Origin of the sequence: Iamia sp. SCSIO 61187, assembly GCF_019443745.1 — a bacterium.
Classification (GTDB): Bacteria; Actinomycetota; Acidimicrobiia; order Acidimicrobiales; family Iamiaceae; genus Iamia.
In genome coordinates, this window is record NZ_CP050948.1 from 368,603 (window position 1) to 391,284 (window position 22,682).

The 22,682-nt window shown below is 73.9% G+C and carries 23 protein-coding genes; 16 read left to right on the top strand and 7 right to left on the bottom strand.

Annotated features, from left to right (window positions below; translation table 11 throughout):
- Positions 1-4: 4 nt before the first annotated feature.
- Complete coding sequence (locus tag HC251_RS01740) at positions 5-1,060, bottom strand: hypothetical protein (protein ID WP_219943603.1); 1,056 nt, start codon at positions 1,058-1,060, stop codon at positions 5-7.
- 157 nt (positions 1,061-1,217) lie between these two features.
- Here HC251_RS01740 and purN point away from each other — a divergent pair, with 157 nt between their 5' ends.
- The 3 genes from purN (at position 1,218) to HC251_RS01755 (ending at position 4,525) form a co-directional block, all read left to right on the top strand.
- Positions 1,218-1,805: a phosphoribosylglycinamide formyltransferase gene (purN, locus tag HC251_RS01745; RefSeq protein ID WP_219943604.1), complete on the top strand. Its 588-nt coding sequence runs from the start codon at positions 1,218-1,220 to the stop codon at positions 1,803-1,805.
- A gap of 3 nt (positions 1,806-1,808) precedes the next feature.
- Positions 1,809-3,404: a bifunctional phosphoribosylaminoimidazolecarboxamide formyltransferase/IMP cyclohydrolase gene (gene purH / locus HC251_RS01750; RefSeq protein WP_219943605.1), complete on the top strand. Its 1,596-nt coding sequence runs from the start codon at positions 1,809-1,811 to the stop codon at positions 3,402-3,404.
- Between the two features lie 248 nt (positions 3,405-3,652).
- On the top strand, positions 3,653-4,525 hold the full coding sequence (locus tag HC251_RS01755) for a bifunctional 5,10-methylenetetrahydrofolate dehydrogenase/5,10-methenyltetrahydrofolate cyclohydrolase (protein WP_219943606.1): 873 nt from the start codon (positions 3,653-3,655) through the stop codon (positions 4,523-4,525).
- A gap of 182 nt (positions 4,526-4,707) precedes the next feature.
- Here the strand turns inward: HC251_RS01755 and HC251_RS01760 are convergent, their stop codons facing one another.
- The 3 genes from HC251_RS01760 to HC251_RS01770 all read right to left on the bottom strand — a co-directional run bounded on the left by HC251_RS01760 (position 4,708) and on the right by HC251_RS01770 (position 7,225).
- Positions 4,708-5,604: an ABC transporter permease gene (locus HC251_RS01760; RefSeq protein ID WP_219943607.1), complete on the bottom strand. Its 897-nt coding sequence runs from the start codon at positions 5,602-5,604 to the stop codon at positions 4,708-4,710.
- A complete protein-coding gene (locus HC251_RS01765) occupies positions 5,604-6,575 on the bottom strand; it encodes an ATP-binding cassette domain-containing protein (protein WP_219943608.1) in 972 nt (323 codons plus the stop codon). Before HC251_RS01765 ends, HC251_RS01760 begins: the two co-directional genes overlap by 1 nt.
- 254 nt (positions 6,576-6,829) lie before the next feature.
- Entirely contained in the window at positions 6,830-7,225 is a 396-nt protein-coding gene (locus HC251_RS01770) for a VOC family protein (RefSeq protein ID WP_219943609.1), read from the bottom strand.
- A gap of 66 nt (positions 7,226-7,291) precedes the next feature.
- Between HC251_RS01770 and HC251_RS01775 the strand changes: the two genes are divergently transcribed.
- The 6 genes from HC251_RS01775 to HC251_RS01800 all read left to right on the top strand — a co-directional run bounded on the left by HC251_RS01775 (position 7,292) and on the right by HC251_RS01800 (position 13,333).
- Positions 7,292-7,876: a PadR family transcriptional regulator gene (locus HC251_RS01775; RefSeq protein ID WP_219943610.1), complete on the top strand. Its 585-nt coding sequence runs from the start codon at positions 7,292-7,294 to the stop codon at positions 7,874-7,876.
- Positions 7,877-7,903: 27 nt separating this feature from the next.
- Positions 7,904-8,281, top strand: a complete 378-nt coding sequence (locus tag HC251_RS01780) for a hypothetical protein (protein WP_219943611.1) — start codon at positions 7,904-7,906, stop codon at positions 8,279-8,281.
- A gap of 48 nt (positions 8,282-8,329) precedes the next feature.
- Positions 8,330-9,208 carry a methylenetetrahydrofolate reductase gene (locus HC251_RS01785; protein WP_219943612.1) on the top strand — a complete coding sequence of 293 codons (879 nt, stop codon included), beginning with the start codon at positions 8,330-8,332 and terminating at the stop codon, positions 9,206-9,208.
- A 16-nt stretch (positions 9,209-9,224) separates the two neighbouring features.
- Positions 9,225-11,621: a DUF4012 domain-containing protein gene (locus HC251_RS01790; RefSeq protein WP_219943613.1), complete on the top strand. Its 2,397-nt coding sequence runs from the start codon at positions 9,225-9,227 to the stop codon at positions 11,619-11,621.
- 131 nt (positions 11,622-11,752) lie between these two features.
- Complete coding sequence (locus HC251_RS01795; protein ID WP_219943614.1) at positions 11,753-12,028, top strand: hypothetical protein; 276 nt, start codon at positions 11,753-11,755, stop codon at positions 12,026-12,028.
- Positions 12,029-12,115: 87 nt separating this feature from the next.
- Positions 12,116-13,333: an NADP-dependent isocitrate dehydrogenase gene (locus HC251_RS01800; protein ID WP_219943615.1), complete on the top strand. Its 1,218-nt coding sequence runs from the start codon at positions 12,116-12,118 to the stop codon at positions 13,331-13,333.
- A gap of 163 nt (positions 13,334-13,496) precedes the next feature.
- Here the strand turns inward: HC251_RS01800 and HC251_RS01805 are convergent, their stop codons facing one another.
- Positions 13,497-14,048 carry a TetR/AcrR family transcriptional regulator gene (locus tag HC251_RS01805; RefSeq protein WP_219943616.1) on the bottom strand — a complete coding sequence of 184 codons (552 nt, stop codon included), beginning with the start codon at positions 14,046-14,048 and terminating at the stop codon, positions 13,497-13,499.
- A gap of 84 nt (positions 14,049-14,132) precedes the next feature.
- Between HC251_RS01805 and HC251_RS01810 the strand changes: the two genes are divergently transcribed.
- The 3 genes from HC251_RS01810 to HC251_RS01820 are packed head-to-tail and all read left to right on the top strand — an operon-like array spanning position 14,133 to position 16,986.
- Positions 14,133-14,900, top strand: coding sequence for an SDR family oxidoreductase (locus HC251_RS01810; RefSeq protein ID WP_219943617.1), 768 nt, complete (start codon positions 14,133-14,135; stop codon positions 14,898-14,900).
- A gap of 37 nt (positions 14,901-14,937) precedes the next feature.
- Positions 14,938-16,368 (top strand): aldehyde dehydrogenase family protein, encoded by a 1,431-nt coding sequence (locus tag HC251_RS01815; protein WP_219943618.1) that lies wholly within the window; start codon positions 14,938-14,940, stop codon positions 16,366-16,368.
- Between the two features lie 9 nt (positions 16,369-16,377).
- Complete coding sequence (locus HC251_RS01820) at positions 16,378-16,986, top strand: hypothetical protein (RefSeq protein ID WP_219943619.1); 609 nt, start codon at positions 16,378-16,380, stop codon at positions 16,984-16,986.
- Here the strand turns inward: HC251_RS01820 and HC251_RS01825 are convergent.
- Both HC251_RS01825 and HC251_RS01830 read right to left on the bottom strand, forming a co-directional pair.
- Complete coding sequence (locus HC251_RS01825; protein WP_370651269.1) at positions 16,958-17,269, bottom strand: DUF4031 domain-containing protein; 312 nt, start codon at positions 17,267-17,269, stop codon at positions 16,958-16,960. The two genes, HC251_RS01820 and HC251_RS01825, sit on opposite strands and share 29 nt — an antisense overlap.
- 48 nt (positions 17,270-17,317) lie before the next feature.
- The gene (locus HC251_RS01830) at positions 17,318-17,689 is read right to left on the bottom strand and encodes a gamma-glutamylcyclotransferase (RefSeq protein WP_219943621.1); all 372 of its coding nucleotides are present in this window, start codon (positions 17,687-17,689) and stop codon (positions 17,318-17,320) included.
- A gap of 68 nt (positions 17,690-17,757) precedes the next feature.
- Here HC251_RS01830 and HC251_RS01835 point away from each other — a divergent pair, with 68 nt between their 5' ends.
- The 4 genes from HC251_RS01835 to HC251_RS01850 all read left to right on the top strand — a co-directional run bounded on the left by HC251_RS01835 (position 17,758) and on the right by HC251_RS01850 (position 22,661).
- Positions 17,758-19,356: an NAD(P)/FAD-dependent oxidoreductase gene (locus tag HC251_RS01835; RefSeq protein WP_219943622.1), complete on the top strand. Its 1,599-nt coding sequence runs from the start codon at positions 17,758-17,760 to the stop codon at positions 19,354-19,356.
- 89 nt (positions 19,357-19,445) lie between these two features.
- Complete coding sequence (locus HC251_RS01840) at positions 19,446-19,718, top strand: hypothetical protein (RefSeq protein ID WP_219943623.1); 273 nt, start codon at positions 19,446-19,448, stop codon at positions 19,716-19,718.
- Between the two features lie 30 nt (positions 19,719-19,748).
- Positions 19,749-21,563, top strand: a complete 1,815-nt coding sequence (gene glmS, locus HC251_RS01845) for a glutamine--fructose-6-phosphate transaminase (isomerizing) (RefSeq protein ID WP_219943624.1) — start codon at positions 19,749-19,751, stop codon at positions 21,561-21,563.
- A 108-nt stretch (positions 21,564-21,671) separates the two neighbouring features.
- On the top strand, positions 21,672-22,661 hold the full coding sequence (locus tag HC251_RS01850) for a malate dehydrogenase (RefSeq protein WP_219943625.1): 990 nt from the start codon (positions 21,672-21,674) through the stop codon (positions 22,659-22,661).
- Positions 22,662-22,682 lie beyond the last annotated feature (21 nt).

Here is a 22,682-nt window from a genome sequence, read left to right on the forward strand (position 1 = left end):
CCGCTCAGGGGGTGTTGGACGGAGGGATGGGCGGCAGCCCGCCGCCCTGGCCCTGGTCCTGGCCCTCTGCGGGAGGGGCCGGCGGGGGACCGGGGATGACCTCGGTGCCGGGGTCGATGAGAGCGCCCCCGGCCGGCTGCGGGCCGGTGGGCGGGGCCGGCTGCGGGTCGAGGGGCCCGGGCTCGGGCACCGGCCCCGGCGGGGCGGGCTGCGGCTGGTACGGGTCGGGTCCACCGGCGGGCGGTTGCCAGGCCTGCTCGGGCCCCGGCGGCGGAACCCAGGTCTGCTGCTGCGGGGCCTGGGGCTGGGCCCCGGCGGGGTCGGGCTGCCACTGGCCCGGGGCGGGAGCGCCGGGCTGCTGCCACTGCGGGGGCGGCGGCTGGGGGGCGGCGGGCTGCTGCCACTGGGCCGGGTCCGGCTGCGGGACCGGGGGCGGGGTGGGCTGCGGCCACTGCTGCTGCGGCTGGGGCTGGGGCTGGGGCTGGGGCTGGGGCTGCGGGGCCGAGTGCGGCTGCGGGCCGGTGGGCGGCCCCCACTGACCCGAGGGGGGGCCGCCCGGCGAGGTGCTGATCCCCGTGGTGGTGCCCTTCTTCTGGTCCATGAGGCTCAGCCCCGTGCCCGCCAGGAGGCCCACCAGCCCGACGAACAGGAGGAAGGCGCCCAGCCCGAACGTCACGAAGTCGGACAGGAGGATGTTGACCATGTAGCCGAGCCACAGGAGCAGGGCGAAGACCACGGCGACGATCTGCACCTGGAGGAGGCCGAAGCCGCCGACCTGCTTGGCCTCGAGGCCCTTGGCGAAGGCCCGGGCCAGGGCCGCGGCGGCGGCCACCAGGGCGAAGAGCGGGATCCACGTGCCGATGCCGAAGAAGCCGGGGTCGGTGGTCCAGACCGACAGGCCCACGTCGCTGAAGCCGCTGTCGGCCTTGACGATCTGCACGAAGGAGAAGATGAAGGTGAGGAACCCGGCGGCCGCGGTCACCAGCGGGCCGAGCGGGAGCGACGAGCCGGACGACTGCGGGGGAGCGGGCGCCGGTTGGGGGGCTTGGGGCCAGGCCACGGGTGCGTGCCTCCTGTGGGGGGATCGACGCCGGTCTAGCCGACGGACGGGACGGCGCGCTCCGGGGATGCGGCCGGCGCCGGTGTACCCCACCCCGGCCGCCGGCACCCTCCTCGGCTGACGTTGGGGTGGGGGAACCCGACTAGGTTCGCTCGCCGTGCGCGTCGGGGTGCTGGTGTCGGGATCCGGGACGATCCTCGACACGTTCCTGGCCGACGGCGTCCCCGTCGCCGTGGTCGTCTCCGACCGCGACTGCGCCGCGATCGGCAAGGCGCGCCGCGCCGGCGTCCCGGCCGAGCTCGTGCGCCGCGACCGCTTCGATCGCAGCTTCGACCGCGACGCCTACTCCGCCGGCCTCGCCCTCCGGTTGCAGGCCCACGACGTCGACCTGGTGGCCATGGCCGGGTTCGGCACGATCCTGAGCCGCCCCATGCACGACGCCTTCCCCGGGCGGATCCTCAACACCCACCCGGCCCTGCTGCCGGCGTTCAAGGGCTGGCACGCCGTGCGCGACGCCCTCGCCGCCGGTGCGACCGAGACGGGCTGCACCGTCCACGTGGCCGGCCTCGAGGTCGACACCGGGCCGATCCTCGCCCAGGCGCGGGTGCCCGTCCGGCCCGACGACGACGAGGCCACCCTGCACGAGCGGATCAAGGCCGTCGAGCGGCCGCTCTACTCCCGCACCCTGCGGGCCATCCTCGACGGCAGCCTGCCCCTGTCCGCCCCCACCTCCCAGGAGACCTGACCGTTGCGCGCCCTGCTCTCGACCTACGACAAGACCGGGGTGGTCGACCTGGCCCGGGGCCTGGCCGACGCCGGCTGGGACCTGGTGTCGAGCGGCGGGACGGCGGCCGCCATCGCCGAGGCGGGCATCGCCGTCACCGACGTGGCCGACCTCACCGGCGCCCCGGCGATCCTGGGCCACCGGGTCATGACCCTCCACCCGAAGGTCCACGGCGGCCTCCTCGCCGACCGGGACGACCCCGCGCACCGCGCCGACATGGACGAGCACGGGATCGAGGGGATCGACCTGCTCGTCTCCAGCCTCTACCCGTTCGGGTCCGACCCGGCCGCCTTCACCCACGGCGGGACGTCGGGCGCGATCGACCTCATCGACATCGGGGGCCCGGCCATGATCCGGGCCGGGGCCAAGAACCACGCCCACGTCGCCGTGGTGGTCGACCCGGCCGACTACGAGCCGGTCCTGGCCGAGGTCCGGGCCGAGGGCGCCATCTCCGCCGCGACCCGGCTGCGCCTGGCGGCCAAGGCCTTCGCCACCACCGCGGCCTACGACGCCGCGGTGGCGGCCTGGTTCGCCGGCGAGGTCGCGGCGGCGAGCGCCGACGGGTCCGACGGCGCCGAGGCCGGGGAGGTCGAGGCCGATCCGCTGCCGACCGCCCTCCGCATCGACGCCGCCCGCCAGCCCCTGGCCCTGCGGTACGGCGAGAACCCGCACCAGCGGGCCGCCCTGTACCGCACCGCCGGCGCCGACCCGTGGTGGGCCCACCTCACCCAGCACTCCGGGCTGGCCCTGAGCTACCTCAACCTGTACGACGCCGACGCCGCCTGGCTGCTCGCCCACGACCTGGCCCAGGCCACCGGCAAGGTCGCCTGCGCCATCATCAAGCACGCCAACCCGTGCGGCGTCGCCGTCGCCGACACCGCGGCGGAGGCCTACCAGCGTGCCTTCGACTGCGACCCCCGCTCGGCCTTCGGGGGCATCGTGGCCCTGTCGGTGCCGATCGACGGCGCCACCGTCACCGAGATGGTCGCCGCCGCCCAGGCCGACGTCGTCATCGCCCCCGGCTACGACGAGGGGGTCGTCGACGCCCTCGTCAAGAAGCGCAAGCGGACCCGCCTCCTCGAGGCACCGGCCCCGACGCCGGACCCCCTGCACGTCCGGCCCATCACCGGGGGCTACCTCGTCCAGGAACCCCACGGCTTCGTGACGCCGGCCGCCGACTGGCGCGTGGTCACCGAGCGCATCCCGACCCCCGAGGAGCTGGCCGACGCCGCCCTCGCCTTCCGCATCTGCGGCTGGGTCACCTCCAACTCCATCGTCCTGGTGAAGGACGGCGTCGCCTGGGGCATCGGCGCCGGCCAGCAGAACCGGGTCGAGGCCGGCCAGATCGCCACGGCCAAGGCGGCCGGCCGGGCCGCCGGCGGCGCCTGCGCCAGCGACGCCTTCTACCCGTTCCCCGACGGCGTCGAGGCCGCGGCCGAGGCCGGCGTCGCCGTGGTCGTCCAGCCCGGCGGGTCGGTCAAGGACGACGAGGTCATCGCCACCGCCGACCGCCTCGGCCTGGCCATGCTCTTCACCGGCGAACGCCACTTCCTCCACTAGGTCTCGTCGGACGCCTCGCTGGCGCTCGGCCTCCTCCTCGAGCTTGAGGTGCCTCGCTGCGCTCGGCGCCGAAGGTCGTCCCAGAGCCGGAGCCCTCGTTCCTCGGGCACACGGCTCTTCGTGTGGGGGTTCCCCCCACGCCCCCAGCGGCTGCGCCGGGCCGCGGATCCTCCGCCTTCGATCGCGCCGGGTTCGCAGGTCTGGTGGCGGCCTCGCGCTGGCACCGGGGCCCCACCTAGGGTCGCGGCATGACTGCTGCTTTGATGCCGGGGGGGCCGGTGGCCGATGCCGTGTTCGCCGACCTGGTGCCGCGGATCGACGCGCTCCGGGCCGCGGGGCACACCCCGGGGCTGGCCACCGTGCTCATCGGCGACGACGGTCCCTCGGCCCGGTACGTCGGCATGAAGATGCGCAAGGCCGAGGAGCTCGGCTGCCACAGCCCCCACGTGCACCTGCCGGCCGACTGCACCACCGAGCAGGCGATCGAGGCGGTGCAGCAGCTCAACGCCGACCCCGCCGTCGACGCCATGCTGGTCCAGCACCCGGCGCCGCCCCAGGTCGACTTCGACGCCGTGCTCATGGCCGTCGACCCCGACAAGGACGTCGACGGCATGCACCCCACCAACGTCGGCCGGCTGGCCCTGGGCATCCCCGGCCCCGTGTCGTGCACACCGGCCGGGATCGAGGCCATCCTCGCCCACCACGGCGTCCCCGTCGCCGGGCGTCACGTGGTCGTCGTCGGCCGCGGCGTCACCATCGGCCGGCCCCTCAGCATCCTGCTGTCCCAGAAGCGGCCGACGGCCAACGCCGCGGTGACCCTCGTCCACACCGGCGTCGACGACTGGGCCGACTACACCCGGGAGGCCGACATCCTCGTCGCCGCCGCCGGGGTCCCCGGGATGATCCAGCCCGAGCACGTCCGTCCCGGTGGCGTCGTGGTCGGCGCCGGGGTTCGCTACGAGGGCCGGAGGCTCCTCCCCGACGTCGACGAGGCCTGCGAGGCCGTCGCCGGCTGGATCACGCCGCGCGTCGGCGGGGTCGGGCCGACGACCATCGCCATGCTGTTCCGCAACCTGGTCGAGGCGGCCGAGCGACGCACCGGTGGTCAGGCCCCGGCTTGACGGCGACGCAATGCGGCCGTTCTGAGCCACGGGTGAGCCACCAGTGGCCGATCGGTGGCTCAGAAGGGGGAGGCCGGGACTCCGGCCCTGGTCGCCGTGGGCAGGACCACGACAGCTGGAGCGCCACGGCCATCCGCCGCCACGTCCGGTCAGCCCGCGGCGTCGCAGGCTGACCGGCCGGGCTACTGGACGTTCTTGCGGGTGTAGGCCCGCACCGCCAGCGGGGCGAAGACGCAGATGATGATGGCGACCCAGATCCAGCTGTAGAGCACAGGGTTCTGGAGCGACCAGGGGGCGTTGGCCGCCGGGTCGACCGAGGGGTTGCCGAACAGCTCCCGCAGTGAGTCCGAAAGGGTGGTCACCGGGTTCCACTCGGCGATGGTGCGCACGACCCCCGGCATGCCCTGGAGGGGGACGAAGGTCGAGGCGATGAACGTCAGGGGGAAGATGACGGCGAAGCCGATGCCGGTGACGCCCTCGGGGGTGCCCACCATGGCGCCGAGCCAGATGCCGACCCAGATCATGGCGAAGGCGAACCCGACGGCCAGCCCGTAGGCCGCGACGGTGTCGACGACGCTGCCCCGGACCCGCCAGCCGATGGCGTACCCGGTCACCGACATGATGATGATCGGCAGCATCGTCTTGATGAGGTTGGACACGGCGTAGCCGGCGATGACCGCGCCCCGGGCGATGGGCAGCGACCGGAACCGGTCGATGGCCTGGTTCTTCTGGTCGTTGGCGATGCTCATGGCCGCTCCGAAGGCGGTGAAGACCAGCGTCTGGGCCATGATCCCGGCCAGCAGGAACTCGCGGTAGACGCGGGGCTCGTCGGGGAACCCGGGGATCCGGATGGAGCCGCCGAAGACGTAGGCGAACAGCACCACGAACATGATGGGCTGGATGGTGGCGTCGCTCAGCTGCTCGGGCTGGCGCTTCATGTGGACGAGGCCCCGCTTGGCCAGCACCCACGTGTCGTGGGCCAGGCCCCGGCTGGGTCGGGCCAGCGAGGAGGCGTCGCCGGGCGTGGAGCCGATGGGCTCCGCCCGCTTGGTGAGGTCCGGTGTGGTCGTGGCGGTCATCAGGAGGCCTCCTGCATCTCTTCGTCTTCGAGCGGCTTGCCGGTGAGGGTGAGGAACACCTCGTCGAGGGTCGGCTGGCGCAGGCTGAGGTCCTCGACGCCGAGCCCGCACTCGGCCAGGGCGTCGGCCACGCGCCCGAGGCTGGCGACGCCGTCCTGGGTGGGGGCGACGGCGGTGCGCACGGGGCGGTCGAGCGTGGGCTCGGCGCCGGTGATGCGGGCCAGGATGGCGGCGGCCTCCTCGAGCCGGTCGAGCTCGGAGACGGTGACACCGATGTTGTCCCCGCCCACCTGGCGCTTGAGGCTGCGGGCGTCGCCGTGGGCGATGACCTTGCCGTGGTCGATGACGAGGATGTCGTCGGCCAGGCGGTCGGCCTCCTCGAGGTACTGCGTGGTGAGGAGGATGGTGGTGCCCCCCTCGGTGAGGGTGTCGAGCACGTCCCACAGCTCGGCCCGGGCCCGGGGGTCGAGGCCGGTGGTGGGCTCGTCGAGGAACAGGATGTGCGGGTCGGCGATCAGCGTCGAGGACAGGTCGAGCCGCCGCCGCATGCCGCCGGAGTAGTCGCCGACGACCCGGTCGCCGGCGTCGGCCAGGTTGAACTGCTCGAGCAGGGCGCCGGCCCGGAGCTTGGCGTCGCGCCGACCGAGCTGCTGGAGCTCGCCGATCATCACCAGGTTCTCCCGGCCGGTGAGCAGCGGGTCGACCGTCGCATCCTGGGCGGCGAGCCCGATCCGGCGGCGCACCTCGGTGGCCTGGGTGCGGACGTCGAAGCCGGCGACGGTGGCGGTGCCCTCGTCGGCGACCGACAGGGTCGTGAGGATGCGCACGGTGGTGGTCTTGCCGGCGCCGTTCGGGCCGAGGATCGACGTCACCGTGCCGGTCGGGACGGTGACGTCGACCCCGCCCAGGGCGGTCTTGGCGCCGAAGCGCTTGACCAGCCCGTGGGCGTCGATGGCCAGGGACGAGCTCATGAGGGGGTCTCCGGGGGTGGTGTCTCGGACGGGGGCGAGCGGACCGAGGGGGCGGACATGCTGGCAGGTGGTCGTCGTGGGGGCGACGGGATTTCCGACGGGGTCGGCCACTGTGCGCTCCTGAAGTGGCCATCTCGTGACCGCTCCAGAGGCGTCTCGGGGGAGTGACCGCCCTGGGGTCGGGGACTCATCGGTGGGGTGGGGGGCACGGTAGGACCTCGTCCCGAGTTGAGGTCAACGGTCTGCGACGCAGGTCACCCGGAGGCGCCGTCGGGCTCGCTGAGCCCGTGGTGGCAGCCCTCCGAGTCGCGGAGCTGGGCCCAGCGGGTGCCGGGCTTCCACGGCGCCTCGGACGGCGGCACCGGGAACTCGACACCTCTGGCGGTCAGCTCGGCGTGGGTCGCGCCGAGGTCGTCGACGTCCCACCACACGCTGGAGGCCTCGACGCGGGGGTCGTCCGGTCCTGACGCCCGCGAGAGCACGAGGTAGGTGGTGCCGCGGGGTGGCGCGACCTCGATCCAGCGCTCGCCGGTCTCGGGGTCCATCGGGGCGTCGCGCTGCAGCCGCCAGCCGACCGTCTCGGTCCAGAACCGCAGGGCCCTGTCCTGGTCGTGGACGAAGGTGCAGACGAACTTCGGGCTGGTGATCACGGGCCGCCTCCGGTTCTTCCGGTTCGGAACAATGTTGTTCCGCCTAGGAATACTAGGGTGGGTCCCGTGGGTCAAGACCTCTCCACCACCGGTGCCGCCGTGCTCAGCCTGCTGACGTTCGGGGACGCCTCGGGCTACGAGCTGCGCACCCGCGCCGACGCCACCCTGCGGTTCTTCTTCGCCGCTCCGGCGATGAGCCAGATCTACGCCGAGCTCGAGCGGCTGGACGCCGCCGGCCTGGTCGCCAGCCGGGAGATGAAGCGGCCCGGGGCCCGCCCCGGTCGCGTGTGGCGGCTCACCCCGAAGGGGCGCCGCCGCCTGGCTCGGTGGGCCGCCGAGGAGCCCGTCGCCCCCACCGTGTTCCGCCACCACCTCGCCCTCCGGCTGATGCTGGGGGCGCTGGTCGCGCCCAGCCGGCTCCAGGAGATGGTCGACGAGCACGTGGCGACCGTCCTCGCCGACCGCGACGCCCTCCAGGCCGTCCTCGACGACCTCGACCCCGACGACCCGGCCACCGCCCACGCCGCGGTGGTCGCCGAGTGGGGGATCGCGACCTACGCCACCGAGCTGGCCGAGATGGCCCGCATCCGCGAGCGCCTGGCCGCGCTGCCGTCACCCGGCGCCGCCGAGGGGCGTGCCGCCGAGGGCTGAGGGCGGCGGGGGGCGTAGCGTCCCGCCATGCCCGGCGCCCCCATCACCCGCCTGTCGATGGTCTACGACGCCGACGGCACGCTGGTGGGCGAGGTCCGCTACGTCGTCGGGCACCTCCTGGGCCGCGCCCGCTGCGACCTGTGCGACATCACGCACGGTGGGCTCCGGCGCCGGGCCTCGTTCGACGACCTGATCGCCTCACTCCCCGTGCCGGCCGACGTCGTGCACCGCGACGAGCAGAGCCCGGAGCTGGCGGTCTTCACCGCCGGGCGGCTGGCCTGCGTCGTGGGTCACACCGGCGACGGGCTGGAGGTGCTCGTCGGGCGCGAGGACCTGGCCGCGTGCGAGGGCAGCGTCGATCGCCTGGCCGACGTCCTCCGCCCCCGCCTGGCCCACCGCACCTGAGCCCGGATCCGTGGGCCTCGGCCCCGGGCGACCACGTACTCTGCACGGATGGCCAAGATCGCCGACCTGCTCGCCGCCGGCCGCACGGTCTCGTTCGAGTTCCCCCCGCCCAAGACGCCCGAGGCCCTCGTCACCTTCGACGAGACGATGGAGGACCTCGCCGGGCTGCGCCCGTCGTTCATCTCGGTGACCTACGGGGCCCTGGGCACGACCCGTGACACGACCCGCGACGTCGTCATCCGCGTCGACAAGGAGCGTGACTTCCCGGCCGTCCCCCACCTGACCTGCGTGGGCCACACCCGGGCCGACATGGAGGACCTGCTCGTCCACTACCGGGACGCAGGCATCGAGAACATCCTCGCCCTCGCCGGCGACCCGCCCGCCGACGGGTCCGACGCCGGCGGCGACTTCACCTACGCCACCGAGCTGATCGAGATGATCCGGGAGGTCGGCGACTTCGGCATCGTCGTGGCCGCCTTCCCCGAGGTCCACCCGCGCTCCGCGGACCGGGAGACCGACCGGCGGTACCTGGCCGCCAAGCTGGCCCAGGCCGACGCCGCCATCTCTCAGTTCTTCTACGACCCGTCCGACTACCTGAGGATGGTCGAGGAGCTCGATGCGCTGGGGTGCACCACCCCCGTGATCCCGGGCGTGATGCCGTTCATCAGCGTGGCCGGACTCCGCCGCATGGCCGCGATGAACGGCAGCGCCATCCCCGCGGCCCTGGAGCCGCGGCTCGAGAAGGTCGACGGCGACAAGGAGGCCACCCGGGCGCTCGGTGTCGAGGTGGCCAGCGAGCTCGGTGCCCGCCTCCTCGAGGAGGGCGTGCCGGGGCTCCACCTCTACACCATGAACCGGGCCCGCTCGGTCCGCGAGGTGTGCGCCAACCTCGGCGTGCTGCAGGGCGACGGGAGCGCTCCCGGCTGATCGCCGGGGGCAGCCGGTGGCCGCCTCCGTCGCGCCGCGGCGCGCCCCGGCGCTGGCCCCGGCCGAGGTCGAGGCCCTGGTCATCGGGGGCCTCGCCACCGTCGCCGCCTTCGTCGCGGGCCTGGCCGGGGCGGCGCCGACCGGGGTGGAGCGGACCGACGTGGTCCTCACCGGCCTCCTCGCCGCGGTCGTCACCGCCCTCGGGGCGAGGGCGACCCCGGTGGCCCTCGCCGTCGCCGCCGCCGTCGCCCTGGTGGCCGGTGAGACCGCCGCCCTCCGCGGCCTGGCCCTGGTCGCCCTGGTGCTCGTCGTCCCGGTGGCCCGCGGCGTCGGCGCCCTGCCCCGCCGGCTCGACGAGCGGGCGGTCCTCCCGCCGGTCCCGCCTTTGGCGACCCTTGCGGCCGGCCTGTCCGCCCTGCTGACCGTCCAGGTCGTGCTCCGCCTCCCGCAGACCGAGCCGGTCCGGGCCTCCGCCGCCGTCGCGGCCGTCGTGCTGGTCGTCCTGGCCGTGTCGGGGTGGCGCCGCACCGGACCGGCGGTGCGCCGGGTCGGCCGTCGGGTCGGCGCCGCCGTGGTGCTCCTGGGGCTGGTGGGCCTGGGGACCGGCGTGGCTGCGGGTGTCCTGGCGGCGGGGTCGCTCGAGGACGGGTCGACCGCGTCGGACGACGGCCTCGACGCGGTGCGGGCCGGCGACCAGGACGAGGCCGAGCGCACGTTCCGCCGCGCCGCCGACGAGCTGGGCGCGGCCCTCGACCTCACCCGCGCCTGGTGGAGCCTCCCTGCCCGCCACACGCCGGTGGTGGCCCAGCAGATCGCCGCCCTCGACGCCATCGCCGACGGCGGGGGCGCCACCGCCCGGCTCGCGGCCGACGGCGCCGGGCGGCTCGACGCCGAGCGGCTGCGCCTGGTCGACGGGCGCCTCGACCCGGCGGCCGTGGCCGATGCCCGGCCCGTGCTGGAGGAGGTGGCCGCCGCCACCGCCGACCTCCACGCCGACCTGGCGTCGCCCGCCCGTCGGTCGGTCTGGCAGATCCCCCCCGTCGCCGAGGGCCTCGACGACGTGACCGACGCGGTGGGCGACGCCGAGGGCAGCGCCCGCACCGGCGCCCTGGCCGCCGCGGTCGGACCCGACCTGCTGGGCATCGACGGTGAGGCCCGGTACTTCGTCGCCTTCGTCAGCCCCTCGGAGGCCCGGGGCACCGGCTTCCTCGGCAACTACGGCGTCCTCAGCGTGCGCGACGGCGAGGTCGACCTGGTCGAGGTGGGCCGCAACGACGAGCTGAACCGCGCCGGCGACGACCCCAAGGAGATCACCGGCCCGCCGGACTACCTCGCCCGCTACGCCCGCTTCGAGCCCGAGACCACCTGGGAGAACGTCACCTTCACCCCCGACGGCCCGACCGCCGGCCAGGTCATGGCCGAGCTGTACGCGCAGTCCGGGGGCGAGCCCGTCGACGGTGTGATCCGGATCGACCCGACCGGCCTGGCCCGCCTGCTCCGGCTCACCGGGCCGGTCACCATCGCCGGCCTGCCCTACCCCCTGGACGCCACCAACGTGGTGTCGTTCCTCCAGGTCGAGCAGTACCGCCTGTTCGAGGTGGCCGAGGATCGCTCGGACCTGCTCGGGCAGGTGGCCGAGGGCGTCTTCACCGAGCTCACGACCGGGGCGGGACCGGCGCCGGCCCGCCTCGCCCGGTCCCTCGGGCCCGCCGTCGAGGGCGGCCACCTGTCGGTGTGGCTGCGCTCGGAACAGGGTCGCCAGCTCGTCGAGCGGCTGGGCGCCGACGGGGCCGTGCCCGCCGTCGTCGACGACGGCTTCGGCGTCGTGAGCCAGAACGCCGGGGGCGGGAAGATCGACGTCTTCATGCAGCGGACCATCCGCTACGACGCCACGGTCGACGCTGCGACCGGCGCCGTCACCGCCACTGCCGTGATCGGCCTCCACAACCAGGCCCCGGAGGCGGGCGAGCCGCCGTACCTGATCGGCAACCTCATCGACGCGCCCACGGGCACCAACCGCACCTGGCTGTCGGTGTACTCGCCGCTCGACCTGGTGGGGTTGTCGGTCGACGGCCAGGAGGTCACCGCCGACGAGGGGGTGGAGCTGGGCCGCAACGTCTGGTCCCTCTTCGTCGACATCCCCCCGGGCGCCGAGGCCACGGTCACGGTCGAGCTGGCCGGCCAGGTCGACCTGTCCGACGGCACGTACCGCTTCGACCTGCTGCCCCAGACCACGGTGCGGCCCGACGACGTCCGCGTGAGCGCGACCTTCGCCGACGCCCACATCGCCGCCGTCGCCGCCGGCCGGCCGCCCCCGGGCGGGGTCGAGGTCGACGGGGCGACGGTGCGCGCCCGCAGCGGTGACGAGCAGGGGACCTGGGCCGTCGCCGTGGCCGTGGAGCGGCCGGGCTAGCGGCCCGCCATCAGCGAGCCGGGGACCGGCGCCCCGCCAGCCCGGCACTCTCCGAGGTGGGTCCGGACCGAAGATCACGCACAGTGGTATGGTGGGGGTGACCGCAGATCACCCATCGTCGGGGAAGCCCCATGCTCCGCAAGCTCGTCTTCGTGCTCATCGCCCTGGCCCTGCCGCTCGTCGCGGCCCAGGCCGCCTCCGCCCAGCAGTACCCGCCCACGGGCGAGGGCGGCACCACCGTCCCCCAGCAGCAGAGCCCGCCGCCCGAGGGCGGCGCCGAGGCCCCCCTGGCCCGGACCGGCACCGACGTCGCCGTCCTCGGCGGGGTGGCGGTCGTGCTGCTCGCCGGGGGCGCCGTGGTCGTGGTGGCCAGCCGTCGCCGGGCCCTCGCCACCGTCCGCCCCTGACGGCCCGGCGGGGAGACGCTCGTGGGGTGACGGGCGTGACCTGAGGCGCGTGGAGTGAGGGGCCGCGGGACCCCCTACGATCGCCGGATGGCCAAGATCAAGGTGGAGAACCCGGTCGTCGAGCTCGACGGCGACGAGATGACGCGCATCATCTGGGCGTTCATCAAGGAGCAGCTGATCCTCCCGTACCTCGACATCGACCTCGAGTACTACGACCTGGGGATCGAGCACCGGGACGCCACCGACGACCAGGTGACGATCGACGCCGCCGAGGCGATCAAGCGCCACGGCGTCGGGGTCAAGTGCGCCACCATCACCCCGGACGAGGCGCGGGTCGAGGAGTTCGGGCTCAAGAAGATGTGGGTCTCGCCCAACGGGACGATCCGCAACATCCTCGGCGGGGTGGTCTTCCGCGAGCCGATCATCATGAGCAACGTGCCCCGCCTCGTCCCGGGCTGGACCAAGCCGATCATCATCGGCCGTCACGCCCACGGCGACCAGTACAAGGCCACCAACTTCAAGGTCCCCGGGGCCGGGAAGCTCACGATCACCTTCACCCCCGAGGACGGCTCGGAGCCGATCGAGCACGTGGTCACCGACTTCCCCGAGGGCGGGGGCGTGGCCATGGGGATGTACAACTACAACAAGTCGATCGCCGACTTCGCCCGGGCCTCGTTCTCCTACGGGCTCGCCCGCGGCTACCCGGTGTACCTGTCGACCAAGAACACGATCCTCAAGGCCTACGACGGCGCCTTCAAGGACATCTTCGAGGAGATCTTCGAGGCCGAGTTCAAGGCCGACTTCGACGCCGCCGGCCTCACCTACGAGCACCGCCTGATCGACGACATGGTGGCGGCCGCCATGAAGTGGGAGGGCGGCTACGTCTGGGCCTGCAAGAACTACGACGGCGACGTCCAGTCCGACACCGTCGCCCAGGGCTTCGGGTCGCTGGGCCTGATGACGTCGGTCCTCTCGACGCCCGACGGCAAGACCGTCGAGGCCGAGGCCGCCCACGGCACGGTGACCCGCCACTTCCGGGAGCACCAGAAGGGCAACAAGACCTCGACGAACCCGATCGCCTCGATCTTCGCCTGGACGCGCGGCCTGGCCCACCGGGGCAAGCTCGACGGCACCCCGGCGGTCACCGAGTTCGCCGAGGCCCTCGAGCGGGTCTGCGTCGACACCGTCGAGAGCGGTCGGATGACCAAGGACCTCGCCCTGCTCGTGGGCAAGGACGCCGAGTGGCTCACCACCGAGGACTTCCTCGCCGCCCTCGACGAGGGCCTCCAGCAGAAGATGGCCTGATCGCCGCTCGCGACGGAAGGGGTCGGACCCCTTCCGTCGCGCGGCCGTCGGTGCGGGTCTCGTCGCCGTGGGTTCCCCGGCGGCGGTCGGGGTGAGGCGGGTCGGTCCACGTCGCCCCGGAGTCCTTGGTGGTGGATCCCACGCCGGCGCCGCGGGTCCGGCGTCAGCCCGGTGGTCCGGGCCAGGCGGCGAGCGCCACCTCGGCGCTGGCGGCCAGCTCGGCGCGCGACGCACCGTCCCGGGCGCGGGCGGAGAGACCGCTGAGCACGACGACGACGTAGCTCACGAGCCCCTCCACGTCGGTGTCCGGGGGGAGCTCGCCCTCGGCCACGCCCCGCTCGATCCGGGCGGTCAGGGCCCGACGGCTGGCGGCCCGGTGGGCGCCGAGGTGGGGCTCGGCGAGGACCATGCAGCCCCGGGGCTGGCCCCGGCGGGTGTACTCGACGGCGGCGTCACCGAGGAGCCGGGCCACCGCGGCGCGGGTGGTGGGCTCCTCCAGGGCGGCGGTGGTGAACCCCTCGGTCCTGTCGTAGCGGTCGGCCGCCTCCTCGAAGAGCCGGCGCTTGTCGCCGAAGGCGGCGTAGAGGCTGGGCGGCGAGATCCCGATGGCCGCGGTCAGGTCGGCGATCGACGTCTGGTCGTAGCCCTTCTCCCAGAACAGGCGCATGGCGACGTCGAGGGCGTCGTCGCGGTCGAAGGTGCGGGGGCGGGCCATCTCGGACAGAAGTGTAGCGATCGCTACAGGATGCCGGTACCGTCCCGTCCGTTCCGTAGTGATCCCTACAGAAAGGTGACGGACATGCGCACCCTGGACGGCAAGGTCGCCCTGGTGACCGGAGGCTCCCGCGGCATCGGCCGGGCGATCAGCGAGCGGCTGGCTGGAGAGGGGGCCCTCGTGGCCGTGCACCACGGCACGAACGTGGCCGCCGCGGCCGAGACCGTCGCCGCCATCGAAGACGCCGGCGGGCGCGCCTTCGTGGTCCGGTCGGTGCTGGGCCGGCCCGGCGACAGCGAGGACCTCTTCGCCGCCCTCGACGCCGAGCTGACGGCCCGGACCGGGTCGAGCCGCCTCGACGTCCTGGTCAGTAACGCCGGGATCGTGCGCGAGGGCCTCCTCGGGACCACGACACCCGAGATCTACGACGAGCAGTTCGCGGTGAACACCCGGGCCTCGTTCTTCGTCGTCCAGGGCGCCGTGGCGCGGATGGACCGGGGCGGCCGCGTCATCCTCATCTCCACCGGCCTGACCAAGGTCGCCCAGCCCGACCTGCTGGCCTACGCCATGTCGAAGGGTGCCATCGACGCCATGGCCCTCACCCTGGCCAAGGAGCTCGGTCCCCGCGGCATCACGGTCAACAGCGTCGCCCCCGGCGTCATCGACACCGACATGAACGCCTCGTGGCTCCGCGCCAGCACCGAGGCGCGCGACCAGGCCGCAGCCCAGACCGCTTTCGGCCGGGTCGGCGAGCCCGACGACGTGGCCGACGTGGTGGCCTTCGTGGCCAGCGACGACGCCCGCTGGGTCACCGGCCACTACCTCGACGCCACCGGCGGCTCGCTGCTCTGAGGCGCGCCGGCGCAGCGCACCTCGTACCCTCTGGGCCATGCGCGCCTACGACTCCCTCTACATCGACGGCCAGTGGGTCCCCTCCACCGGGACCGGCACCATCGACGTCATCAACGCCTCGACCGAGGAGGTCATGGGCTCGATCCCCGAGGGGACGCCCGAGGACGTCGACCGCGCCGTCGCCGCGGCCAAGGCCGCCTTCGACGGCTGGTCGCAGACCGACCCGGCCGAGCGGGCCAAGGTGCTCCAGGCCCTGAGCGACGGCATCGCCGCCCGCAACCAGGAGATCGCCGAGACGATCACCGGCGAGGTGGGCATGCCGCTGATGCTCAGCCAGATCATCCAGGCCGGCCTGCCCCAGGCGGTCTCGGGCACCTACGTCGGGCTGCTCGACGAGGTCCAGTGGGAGGAGGAGATCGGCAACAGCCTGGTGGTGAAGGAGCCGATCGGCGTCGTCGGCTGCATCACGCCGTGGAACTACCCGCTCCACCAGATCGTGGCCAAGGTCGCCCCCGCCCTCGCCGCCGGCTGCACCGTCGTGCTCAAGCCCAGCGAGGTCGCGCCGCTCAACGCCTTCATCCTGGCCGAGATCATCGACGGCCTGGGCCTGCCGGCCGGCGTGTTCAACCTCGTCTCCGGCGTCGGCCCGGTGGTGGGCGAGGCCATCGCCAAGCACCCCGACGTCGACATGATCAGCTTCACCGGCTCGACCCGCGCCGGCACCCGCGTCTCGGAGCTGGCCGCCCCCACCGTCAAGCGCGTCGCCCTCGAGCTGGGCGGCAAGTCGGCCAACATCATCCTCGACGACCTCGAGGGCGAGGAGCTCGACGCCGCCGTCCGCAAGGGCGTGGGCTCGGCCTACCTCAACTCGGGCCAGACCTGCACCGCCTTCACCCGGATGCTCGTCCCCGCCGACAAGCACGACGCCATCGTCGACATCATCCGGGACGAGGTCGAGAACGTGTACACCGTCGGCGACCCGGCCGCCAACGGTGGACGCCTCGGCCCGCTGATCTCCGACGCCCAGCGCACCCGGGTCCGGAGCTACATCGAGAAGGGCGTCGAGGAGGGGGCCCAGCTCGTCACCGGCGGGCCCGAGCAGCCCGAGGACCTGGAGACCGGCTACTACGTCAAGCCCACCGTGTTCGCCGGCGTCGACAACTCGATGACCATCGCCCAGGAGGAGATCTTCGGGCCGGTCCTGTCGGTCATCCCCTACGAGGACGTCGACGACGCCGTCCGCATCGCCAACGACACCCAGTACGGGCTGTCCGGCGGCGTGTGGGGCGCCGACAAGGAGCGGGCCCAGGGCGTCGCCCGGCGGATGCGCACCGGGCAGGTCGAGGTCAACGGCGGCGGGTTCAACCCGCTGGCCCCGTTCGGCGGCTACAAGATGTCGGGCGTCGGCCGGGAGCTGGGCAAGTACGGCCTGGAGGAGTTCCTCCAGGTCAAGGCCATGCAGAGGTAGGGCGGGCCGGTGGGGCTCGACGAGCTGCGGCGGGCGCGGGGCGACGACCTGCGCGCCCGCCACGCCGAGCCCCATCGCCGCTACCACACCGCCGAGCACGTCCAGGAGGTGCTGGCCGAGGTCCGGCGGCTCCACCCCTTCGAGCCCGAGGCCGACCCCGTGGCGGTCCAGATGGCGGCCTGGTACCACGACGCCATCTACGACGTGCGCGCCGGCGGGGGCGCGTCGGAGGACGCCAGCGCCCGGCTGGCCGCCTTCGACGTGCGGGCGACCGGCGGGTCCCCGGCCCTCGCCGACGAGGTCGCCCGTCTCATCCGCCTGACCGCGGCCCACGTCGTCGACCCGGCCGACCGCTCCGGGGCCCTGCTGGTCGACGGCGACCTGTGGATCCTGTCCGCCCCGGCCGACCGCTACGACCGCTACGCCGTCGACGTCCGGGCCGAGTACGCCCACGTGCCCGACGACGTCTGGCGCACCGGCCGGGGCCAGGTGCTCGACCGCTTCCTCGCCGCGGCCGACGCCGGAGGTCTCTACGGCGCCGGCCCCGACGCCGACCGGGCCACCCGGCGGGCCCGGGCCGTGGCCAACCTCACCCGCGAGCGGGCCGCTCTCGCCTGACCCGGAGCCCGGCGGCGCGCAGGCGGCGCACCAGCTCGCGCGGGTCGACCGGGGTGGCCCCGGCGTCGACGGCGCGCTGCCACCAGGCGTCGGGCAGGTCGTAGTGGTCGCGGTGGAAGGCGCGGGGCGGCAGCCCGAGCTGCGCGGCGAAGGCGTGGAGCTCGTCGAACGACTCGTCGCTGACGAGGTGGGCGAAGCGTCGGCCGTGCGCGGCCCAGATCGGCCGGTCGACGAGGATCACCCCGGCAGTCTGCCGCTCGCCACGGAAGGTGCCTGGCACCATCCGTGCGCACGGAAGGTGCCTGGCACCATCCGTGGCTCGGGCCGGGGGCTACGCCTCGGGGTGGCCCTCCCAGTCGGCGATGCGGGACAGCCCGGCGGGCGCCGGTCCCAGCTCGTAGGCGACCACCGGCTCGCCGCCGAGGAGGGCCACCTCGACCCGGCGGAACAGCCCCTCGCCCACGCCCTCGACCTCGTCGAGGTGGTCCATCACCACGTCGGCGACCTCGGGGCGGAGGTCGACGGCCCACCCCTTCACCAGGTCCGGGCCGGGCCGGAACACGGCGGCCGGCCAGCCCTGGCCGGTGTCGTAGAGGTGGCCCTCGACCGCGGCCGGGCGCCAGCCGACGGCGTGGGGCTCGAGCACGCCCCACCGGAGGTGGCCCGGCATCAGGGTCCCGTAGACGAACAGCGGCAGGGCCATCGCCGGCCAGCGTGCCACGCCCCGAGGGCTCTAGACCGTCCGGTCAAGAAACGGGGTACGGTCGCGCCATGGCTGCTGCCGACGTCCTCGACGCAACCCGCTCTGCGGCGGCGCGGGCCAGGGCCCTCGCCACCAACCGACCGGTGCCGCTGCCCTCCGACGCCGCCCCGCCCCGGGTGGCCATCATCGGCACCGGCATCGGGGGGCTGGGCATGGCCATCCGGCTGGTGCAGATGGGCGTCGACGACGTCACCCTCTTCGAGAAGGCCGACGCCCTCGGCGGCACCTGGCGGGACAACGACTACCCGGGCTCGGGCTGCGACGTCCCCTCCCACCTCTACTCGCTGTCGTTCGCCCCCAACCCGGACTGGACCCGCAAGTTCCCCGAGCAGTCCGAGATCCTCGAGCACCTCGAGCGGGTGGCCGACGAGTTCGACGTCCGCCGCCGCATCCGCTTCTCCACCGAGGTCACCGCCGCCACCTTCGACGACGAGACCGGCCGGTGGACCCTCGACCTCGCCGACGGCTCGACCTTCACCGCGGACGTCGTGGTGGCGGCGACGGGTCAGCTCAACCGGCCCCACGTCCCCGCCATCGAGGGCCTCGACTCCTTCGCCGGCACCGCCTTCCACTCGGCCCGCTGGGACCACGACCACGACCTCACCGGCAAGGACGTGGCCGTCATCGGCATCGGCGCGAGTGCCATCCAGTTCGTGCCCGCCATCGCCGACCGGGTCGGGCGGATGACGCTGTTCCAGCGGAGCGTCAACTACGTGGGCCCCAAGCCCGACGGGCCGATCAGCGAGCGGGCCCGGCGGCTGTTCCGCACCTTCGCCCCCGCCCGCCTCGCCTACCGGGCGTCGATCTGGGCCCGCTTCGAGAGCCGGTTCGTGATCTTCAAGCAGGGGTCGAAGCTGGGGGAGATCGGGCGCAAGCGGTTCCAGGAGCAGCTGGCGCCGCTGGCCACGCCCGACCTGCCGGCCGAGACGATCGTGCCCGACTACCCCCTCGGCTGCCGGCGGATCCTGATCTCCAACGACTGGTACCCGACGCTGATGCGGCCGAACGTCGAGGTCGTCACCGACGGCGTCGATCGCATCGAGCCCGACGCCGTCGTGGCCGGGGGTCGGCGCTACCCGGCCGACACGATCATCTTCGGCACCGGGTTCAAGACCACGGACTTCCTCGAGCCCATCACCGTCACCGGTGCGGAGGGCCGGGTCCTGGGCGATGTGTGGGCCGACGGCGCCGAGGCCCACCTCGGCATCTCGGTGAGCGGGTTCCCCAACCTGTTCCTGCTCTACGGCCCCAACACCAACCTGGGCCACAACTCGATCATCTTCATGCTCGAGCGCCAGATCGGCTGGATCCTCCAGGCCGTCCGCATCCTCGCCACCGAGGGCCGCCGGTGGGTCGACGTCCGCCCCGAGGCCCAGGCCGCGTCCAACGCCCGGCTCGACCGCGAGCTGGCCCGGACGGTGTGGGCCAGCTCGTGCCACTCCTGGTACAAGGACGCCCGGGGGCGGATCACCAACAACTGGTCGGGCTACACCTGGCAGTACTGGCGGCGGACCCGGCACCTCCACCGCGACGACCTGCGCGTGGGTCCGACCCGCGCCGAGACGCCGGCGCCCGAGAGCAGCGAGCGGGAGCCCGTCGGCGTCTGAGCCGTCAGGCCACCCGATCTGGCCTCCATCTGCCCGCTGGCGGGCAGAACGGTTGCCTTCGGCGCGCAAGATCGACACACTCGGTCCCTGTGGGCCGAGACGACGTGTTCGACGACGTGGTGGCGCACCTGGTGCGCACCACGCCGCTGAGCCCCGAGATGAGCCGGCGGGTCGTCGAGGAGGTGGTCGACCAGCTGCGCGAGCCGCTCGAGGCCCGCCTGCGGCGCCGCCACCGCGAGCTGCAGGCCCAGGGCCTCGCCAACGCCGAGATCTTCCCCCGGCTGGCCGACGAGCTGGCCGCCCGGCCCGTCGCCGCCCCGCCCCTGACCGAGCGGCAGATCCGCCGCGCCATCTACGGCTGACGTCCGCGTCGACCGATCGAGGAGACACCCATGTGCGGCATCGTCGGCATCATCGGGCGCCAGCCCGCCGCCCCCGTCCTGCTGGAGGGCCTGGCCCGCCTGGAGTACCGGGGCTACGACTCGGCCGGCGTCGCCGTCCTCGGCCGGTCGGGCCTGCGGGTCCACAAGGCCGAGGGGCGGGTGGCCCACCTGTCGGCCACCCTCCCCAAGCGCTTCGCCGGCACGGTCGGCATCGGCCACACCCGCTGGGCCACCCACGGCGAGCCCAGCGACCGCAACGCCCACCCCCACACCGACGCCAGCGGCCGGCTCGCCCTGGTGCACAACGGCATCATCGAGAACGCCGACGCCCTGCGGGACCAGCTGCCCGCCGGGACCGAGCTGCGCTCCGAGACCGACACCGAGGTCCTGGCCCACCTGATCGCGGCCCAGGACGCCGCCGACCTCGAGGAGCGGGTGCGGATGGCCCTGCGCCTCGTCGAGGGCGCCTACGGGATCGCCGTCATCGACGCCCGTCAGCCCGACCGCATCGTGGTCGCCCGCAACGGCAGCCCGGTCCTGCTGGCCATCGGGGCCCGGGAGATGCTCGTCGCCTCCGACGCCGCGGCCGTCGTCCGCCACACCGACCAGGTCGTCCACCTCGACGACGGCGAGCTGGCCGTCGTCGCCGCCGACGGCTACCGCACCTCCACCCTCGACGGCGAGCCGACGGCCAAGGCGCCCGAGACGTCCTCGGTCTCGGCCACCGCCCTCGACCTGGGCGGCCACCCGCACCACATGCACAAGGAGATCCACGAGCAGCCCGAGGCCGTGGAGCGGGCCCTGCGGGGCCGGGTCGAGCACCGCTTCGCCACCGCCCACCTCGGGGGGCTGGAGCTGACGCCCAAGGACGTCCTCGCCCTGCGCCGGGTGAAGGTCCTGGGCTGCGGGTCGGCCTACTACGCCGGGCTCTACGGGGCCGGCCTGGTCGAGGCGCTGGCCCGGATCCCGGCCGACGCCGAGACGGCCTCGGAGCACCGGTACCGCAACCCGATCATCGAGCCCGACACGCTGTACGTCGCCGTCAGCCAGTCGGGCGAGACGATCGACACCCTGGCCGCGGTGCAGGAGGTCCAGCGCAAGGGCGGCACCGTGATCGGCATCGTCAACACGCCCGGCAGCACGATCGCCCGGGCGTGCGGGAGCGGGATCTTCCTCCACGCCGGCCACGAGGTGTCGGTCACGTCGACCAAGACGTTCACCTCGACCGGGGTCGCCTTCGCCCTCCTCGCCCTCCTGCTGGGCCGCACGCGCGACCTCGGCCCCGCCGCCGGGCGACGGCTGCTCGACGGGCTGGCCGCCCTGCCCGACGCCATCCGGGCCGCCCTGGCCACCGAGGACGAGGTCGCCGCCGCGGCCAAGGCCATCGCCGGGGCCGAGAGCGCCTTCTTCATCGGTCGGGTCCGGGGCTTCCACGCCGCCCTGGAGGGGGCCCAGAAGCTCAAGGAGGTCAGCTACGTCCACGCCGAGGCGTACCCGGCGGCCGAGCTCAAGCACGGGCCGCTCGCCCTGATCAGCCCCGAGATCCCGACCGTCGCCGTCGTCCCCGACGACGAGCTGTGGGAGAAGAACATGGGCAGCCTGGCCGAGATCCGGGCCCGCCGGGGACCGCTCGTCGTGGTGACCGACTCCGACCGCGACGTGGCCGAGGCCCTCGCCGTCCTCCGCGTCCCCCGGACCGAGCCCGAGCTGGCCCCGCTCCTGCTCGGCGTCCCCCTCCAGCTGCTCGCCTACCACGCTGCGGTCCACCTCGGCCGCGACGTCGACAAGCCCCGCAACTTGGCGAAGTCCGTCACCGTCGAGTGAACCCTGCGCCGAACTCGGTGGCAGATGGGGGATGAACGTCCGACATCTGCCACCGAGCTCGGGCGGGTCGGTTCGAGTGGATGCGGGAGCGTGGGTAGGGTCGGCGGCATGAGCACCACCCCCGTCCGCGTCGCCGTCACCGGGGCTGCCGGCCAGATCGGCTACAGCCTCCTGTTCCGCATCGCCGCCGGCGACCTGCTCGGTCCGGACACGCCGGTGAGCCTCCAGATGCTGGAGATCACCCCGGCCCTCGGCGCCCTCGAGGGCGTGGCCATGGAGCTCGACGACTGCGCCTTCCCGCTGCTGGCCAGCACCGTGCGCACCGACGACGCCGAGGTGGCCTTCGGCGACGCCGACATCGTCTTCTTCGTGGGGGCCATGCCCCGCAAGGACGGCATGGAGCGGAGCGACCTGCTCGGCGCCAACGGCGGCATCTTCGGCCCGCAGGGCAAGGCCCTCGCCGCCGCGGCCAAGAAGGACGTCAAGGCCCTGGTCGTCGGCAACCCGGCCAACACCAACGCCCTGATCGCCCTGGGCAACGCCGAGGGCCTCGACCCCACCCGCATCACGGCCATGACCCGCCTCGACCACAACCGGGCCAAGGCCCAGCTGGCCGCCCGGCTCGACGTGAGCGTCAACCAGATCACGAAGATGACGATCTGGGGCAACCACTCGACCACCCAGTACCCGGACCTCACCCACTGCGAGGTCGACGGCAGGAACGCCTTCGAGGCCGTCGGCGACGAGGCCTGGATCGCGGACGAGTACATCCCCACCGTGGCCAAGCGGGGCGCCGCCATCATCAAGGCCCGGGGGGCCAGCTCGGCCGCCTCGGCTGCCTCCGCCGCCATCGACCACGTGCGCGACTGGGTGACGGGCACGCCCGAGGGCGACTGGGTCTCGATGGCGGTCGTCTCCGACGGCAGCTACGACGTCCCCGAGGGCCTCGTGTCGTCGTTCCCCTGCACGACCGAGGACGGCGAGTGGTCGATCGTCCAGGGCCTCGACATCGACGAGTTCTCCCGCACCCGCATCGACGCCAGCACCGCCGAGCTGGCCGAGGAGCGCGACGCGGTCCGCGAGCTGGGCCTGATCTAGCAGACCGGCTCGCTGGTCACG

What these genes read in the sequence shown, in the direction of transcription:
- HC251_RS01780 (WP_219943611.1), top strand. Translation starts at nt 7,904, where the DNA reads ATGCCCGGCGCCCCCATCACCCGCCTGTCGATGGTCTACGACGCCGAC.
- HC251_RS01825 (WP_370651269.1), bottom strand. Translation starts at nt 17,269, where the DNA reads ATGGTGCCAGGCACCTTCCGTGGCGAGCGGCAGACTGCCGGGGTGATC.
- HC251_RS01810 (WP_219943617.1), top strand. Translation starts at nt 14,133, where the DNA reads ATGCGCACCCTGGACGGCAAGGTCGCCCTGGTGACCGGAGGCTCCCGC.
- HC251_RS01805 (WP_219943616.1), bottom strand. Translation starts at nt 14,048, where the DNA reads ATGGCCCGCCCCCGCACCTTCGACCGCGACGACGCCCTCGACGTCGCC.
- HC251_RS01785 (WP_219943612.1), top strand. Translation starts at nt 8,330, where the DNA reads ATGGCCAAGATCGCCGACCTGCTCGCCGCCGGCCGCACGGTCTCGTTC.
- glmS (WP_219943624.1), top strand. Translation starts at nt 19,749, where the DNA reads ATGTGCGGCATCGTCGGCATCATCGGGCGCCAGCCCGCCGCCCCCGTC.
- HC251_RS01765 (WP_219943608.1), bottom strand. Translation starts at nt 6,575, where the DNA reads ATGAGCTCGTCCCTGGCCATCGACGCCCACGGGCTGGTCAAGCGCTTC.
- HC251_RS01795 (WP_219943614.1), top strand. Translation starts at nt 11,753, where the DNA reads ATGCTCCGCAAGCTCGTCTTCGTGCTCATCGCCCTGGCCCTGCCGCTC.
- HC251_RS01815 (WP_219943618.1), top strand. Translation starts at nt 14,938, where the DNA reads ATGCGCGCCTACGACTCCCTCTACATCGACGGCCAGTGGGTCCCCTCC.
- HC251_RS01850 (WP_219943625.1), top strand. Translation starts at nt 21,672, where the DNA reads ATGAGCACCACCCCCGTCCGCGTCGCCGTCACCGGGGCTGCCGGCCAG.
- HC251_RS01830 (WP_219943621.1), bottom strand. Translation starts at nt 17,689, where the DNA reads ATGGCCCTGCCGCTGTTCGTCTACGGGACCCTGATGCCGGGCCACCTC.
- HC251_RS01755 (WP_219943606.1), top strand. Translation starts at nt 3,653, where the DNA reads ATGACTGCTGCTTTGATGCCGGGGGGGCCGGTGGCCGATGCCGTGTTC.
- HC251_RS01760 (WP_219943607.1), bottom strand. Translation starts at nt 5,604, where the DNA reads ATGACCGCCACGACCACACCGGACCTCACCAAGCGGGCGGAGCCCATC.
- HC251_RS01835 (WP_219943622.1), top strand. Translation starts at nt 17,758, where the DNA reads ATGGCTGCTGCCGACGTCCTCGACGCAACCCGCTCTGCGGCGGCGCGG.
- HC251_RS01800 (WP_219943615.1), top strand. Translation starts at nt 12,116, where the DNA reads ATGGCCAAGATCAAGGTGGAGAACCCGGTCGTCGAGCTCGACGGCGAC.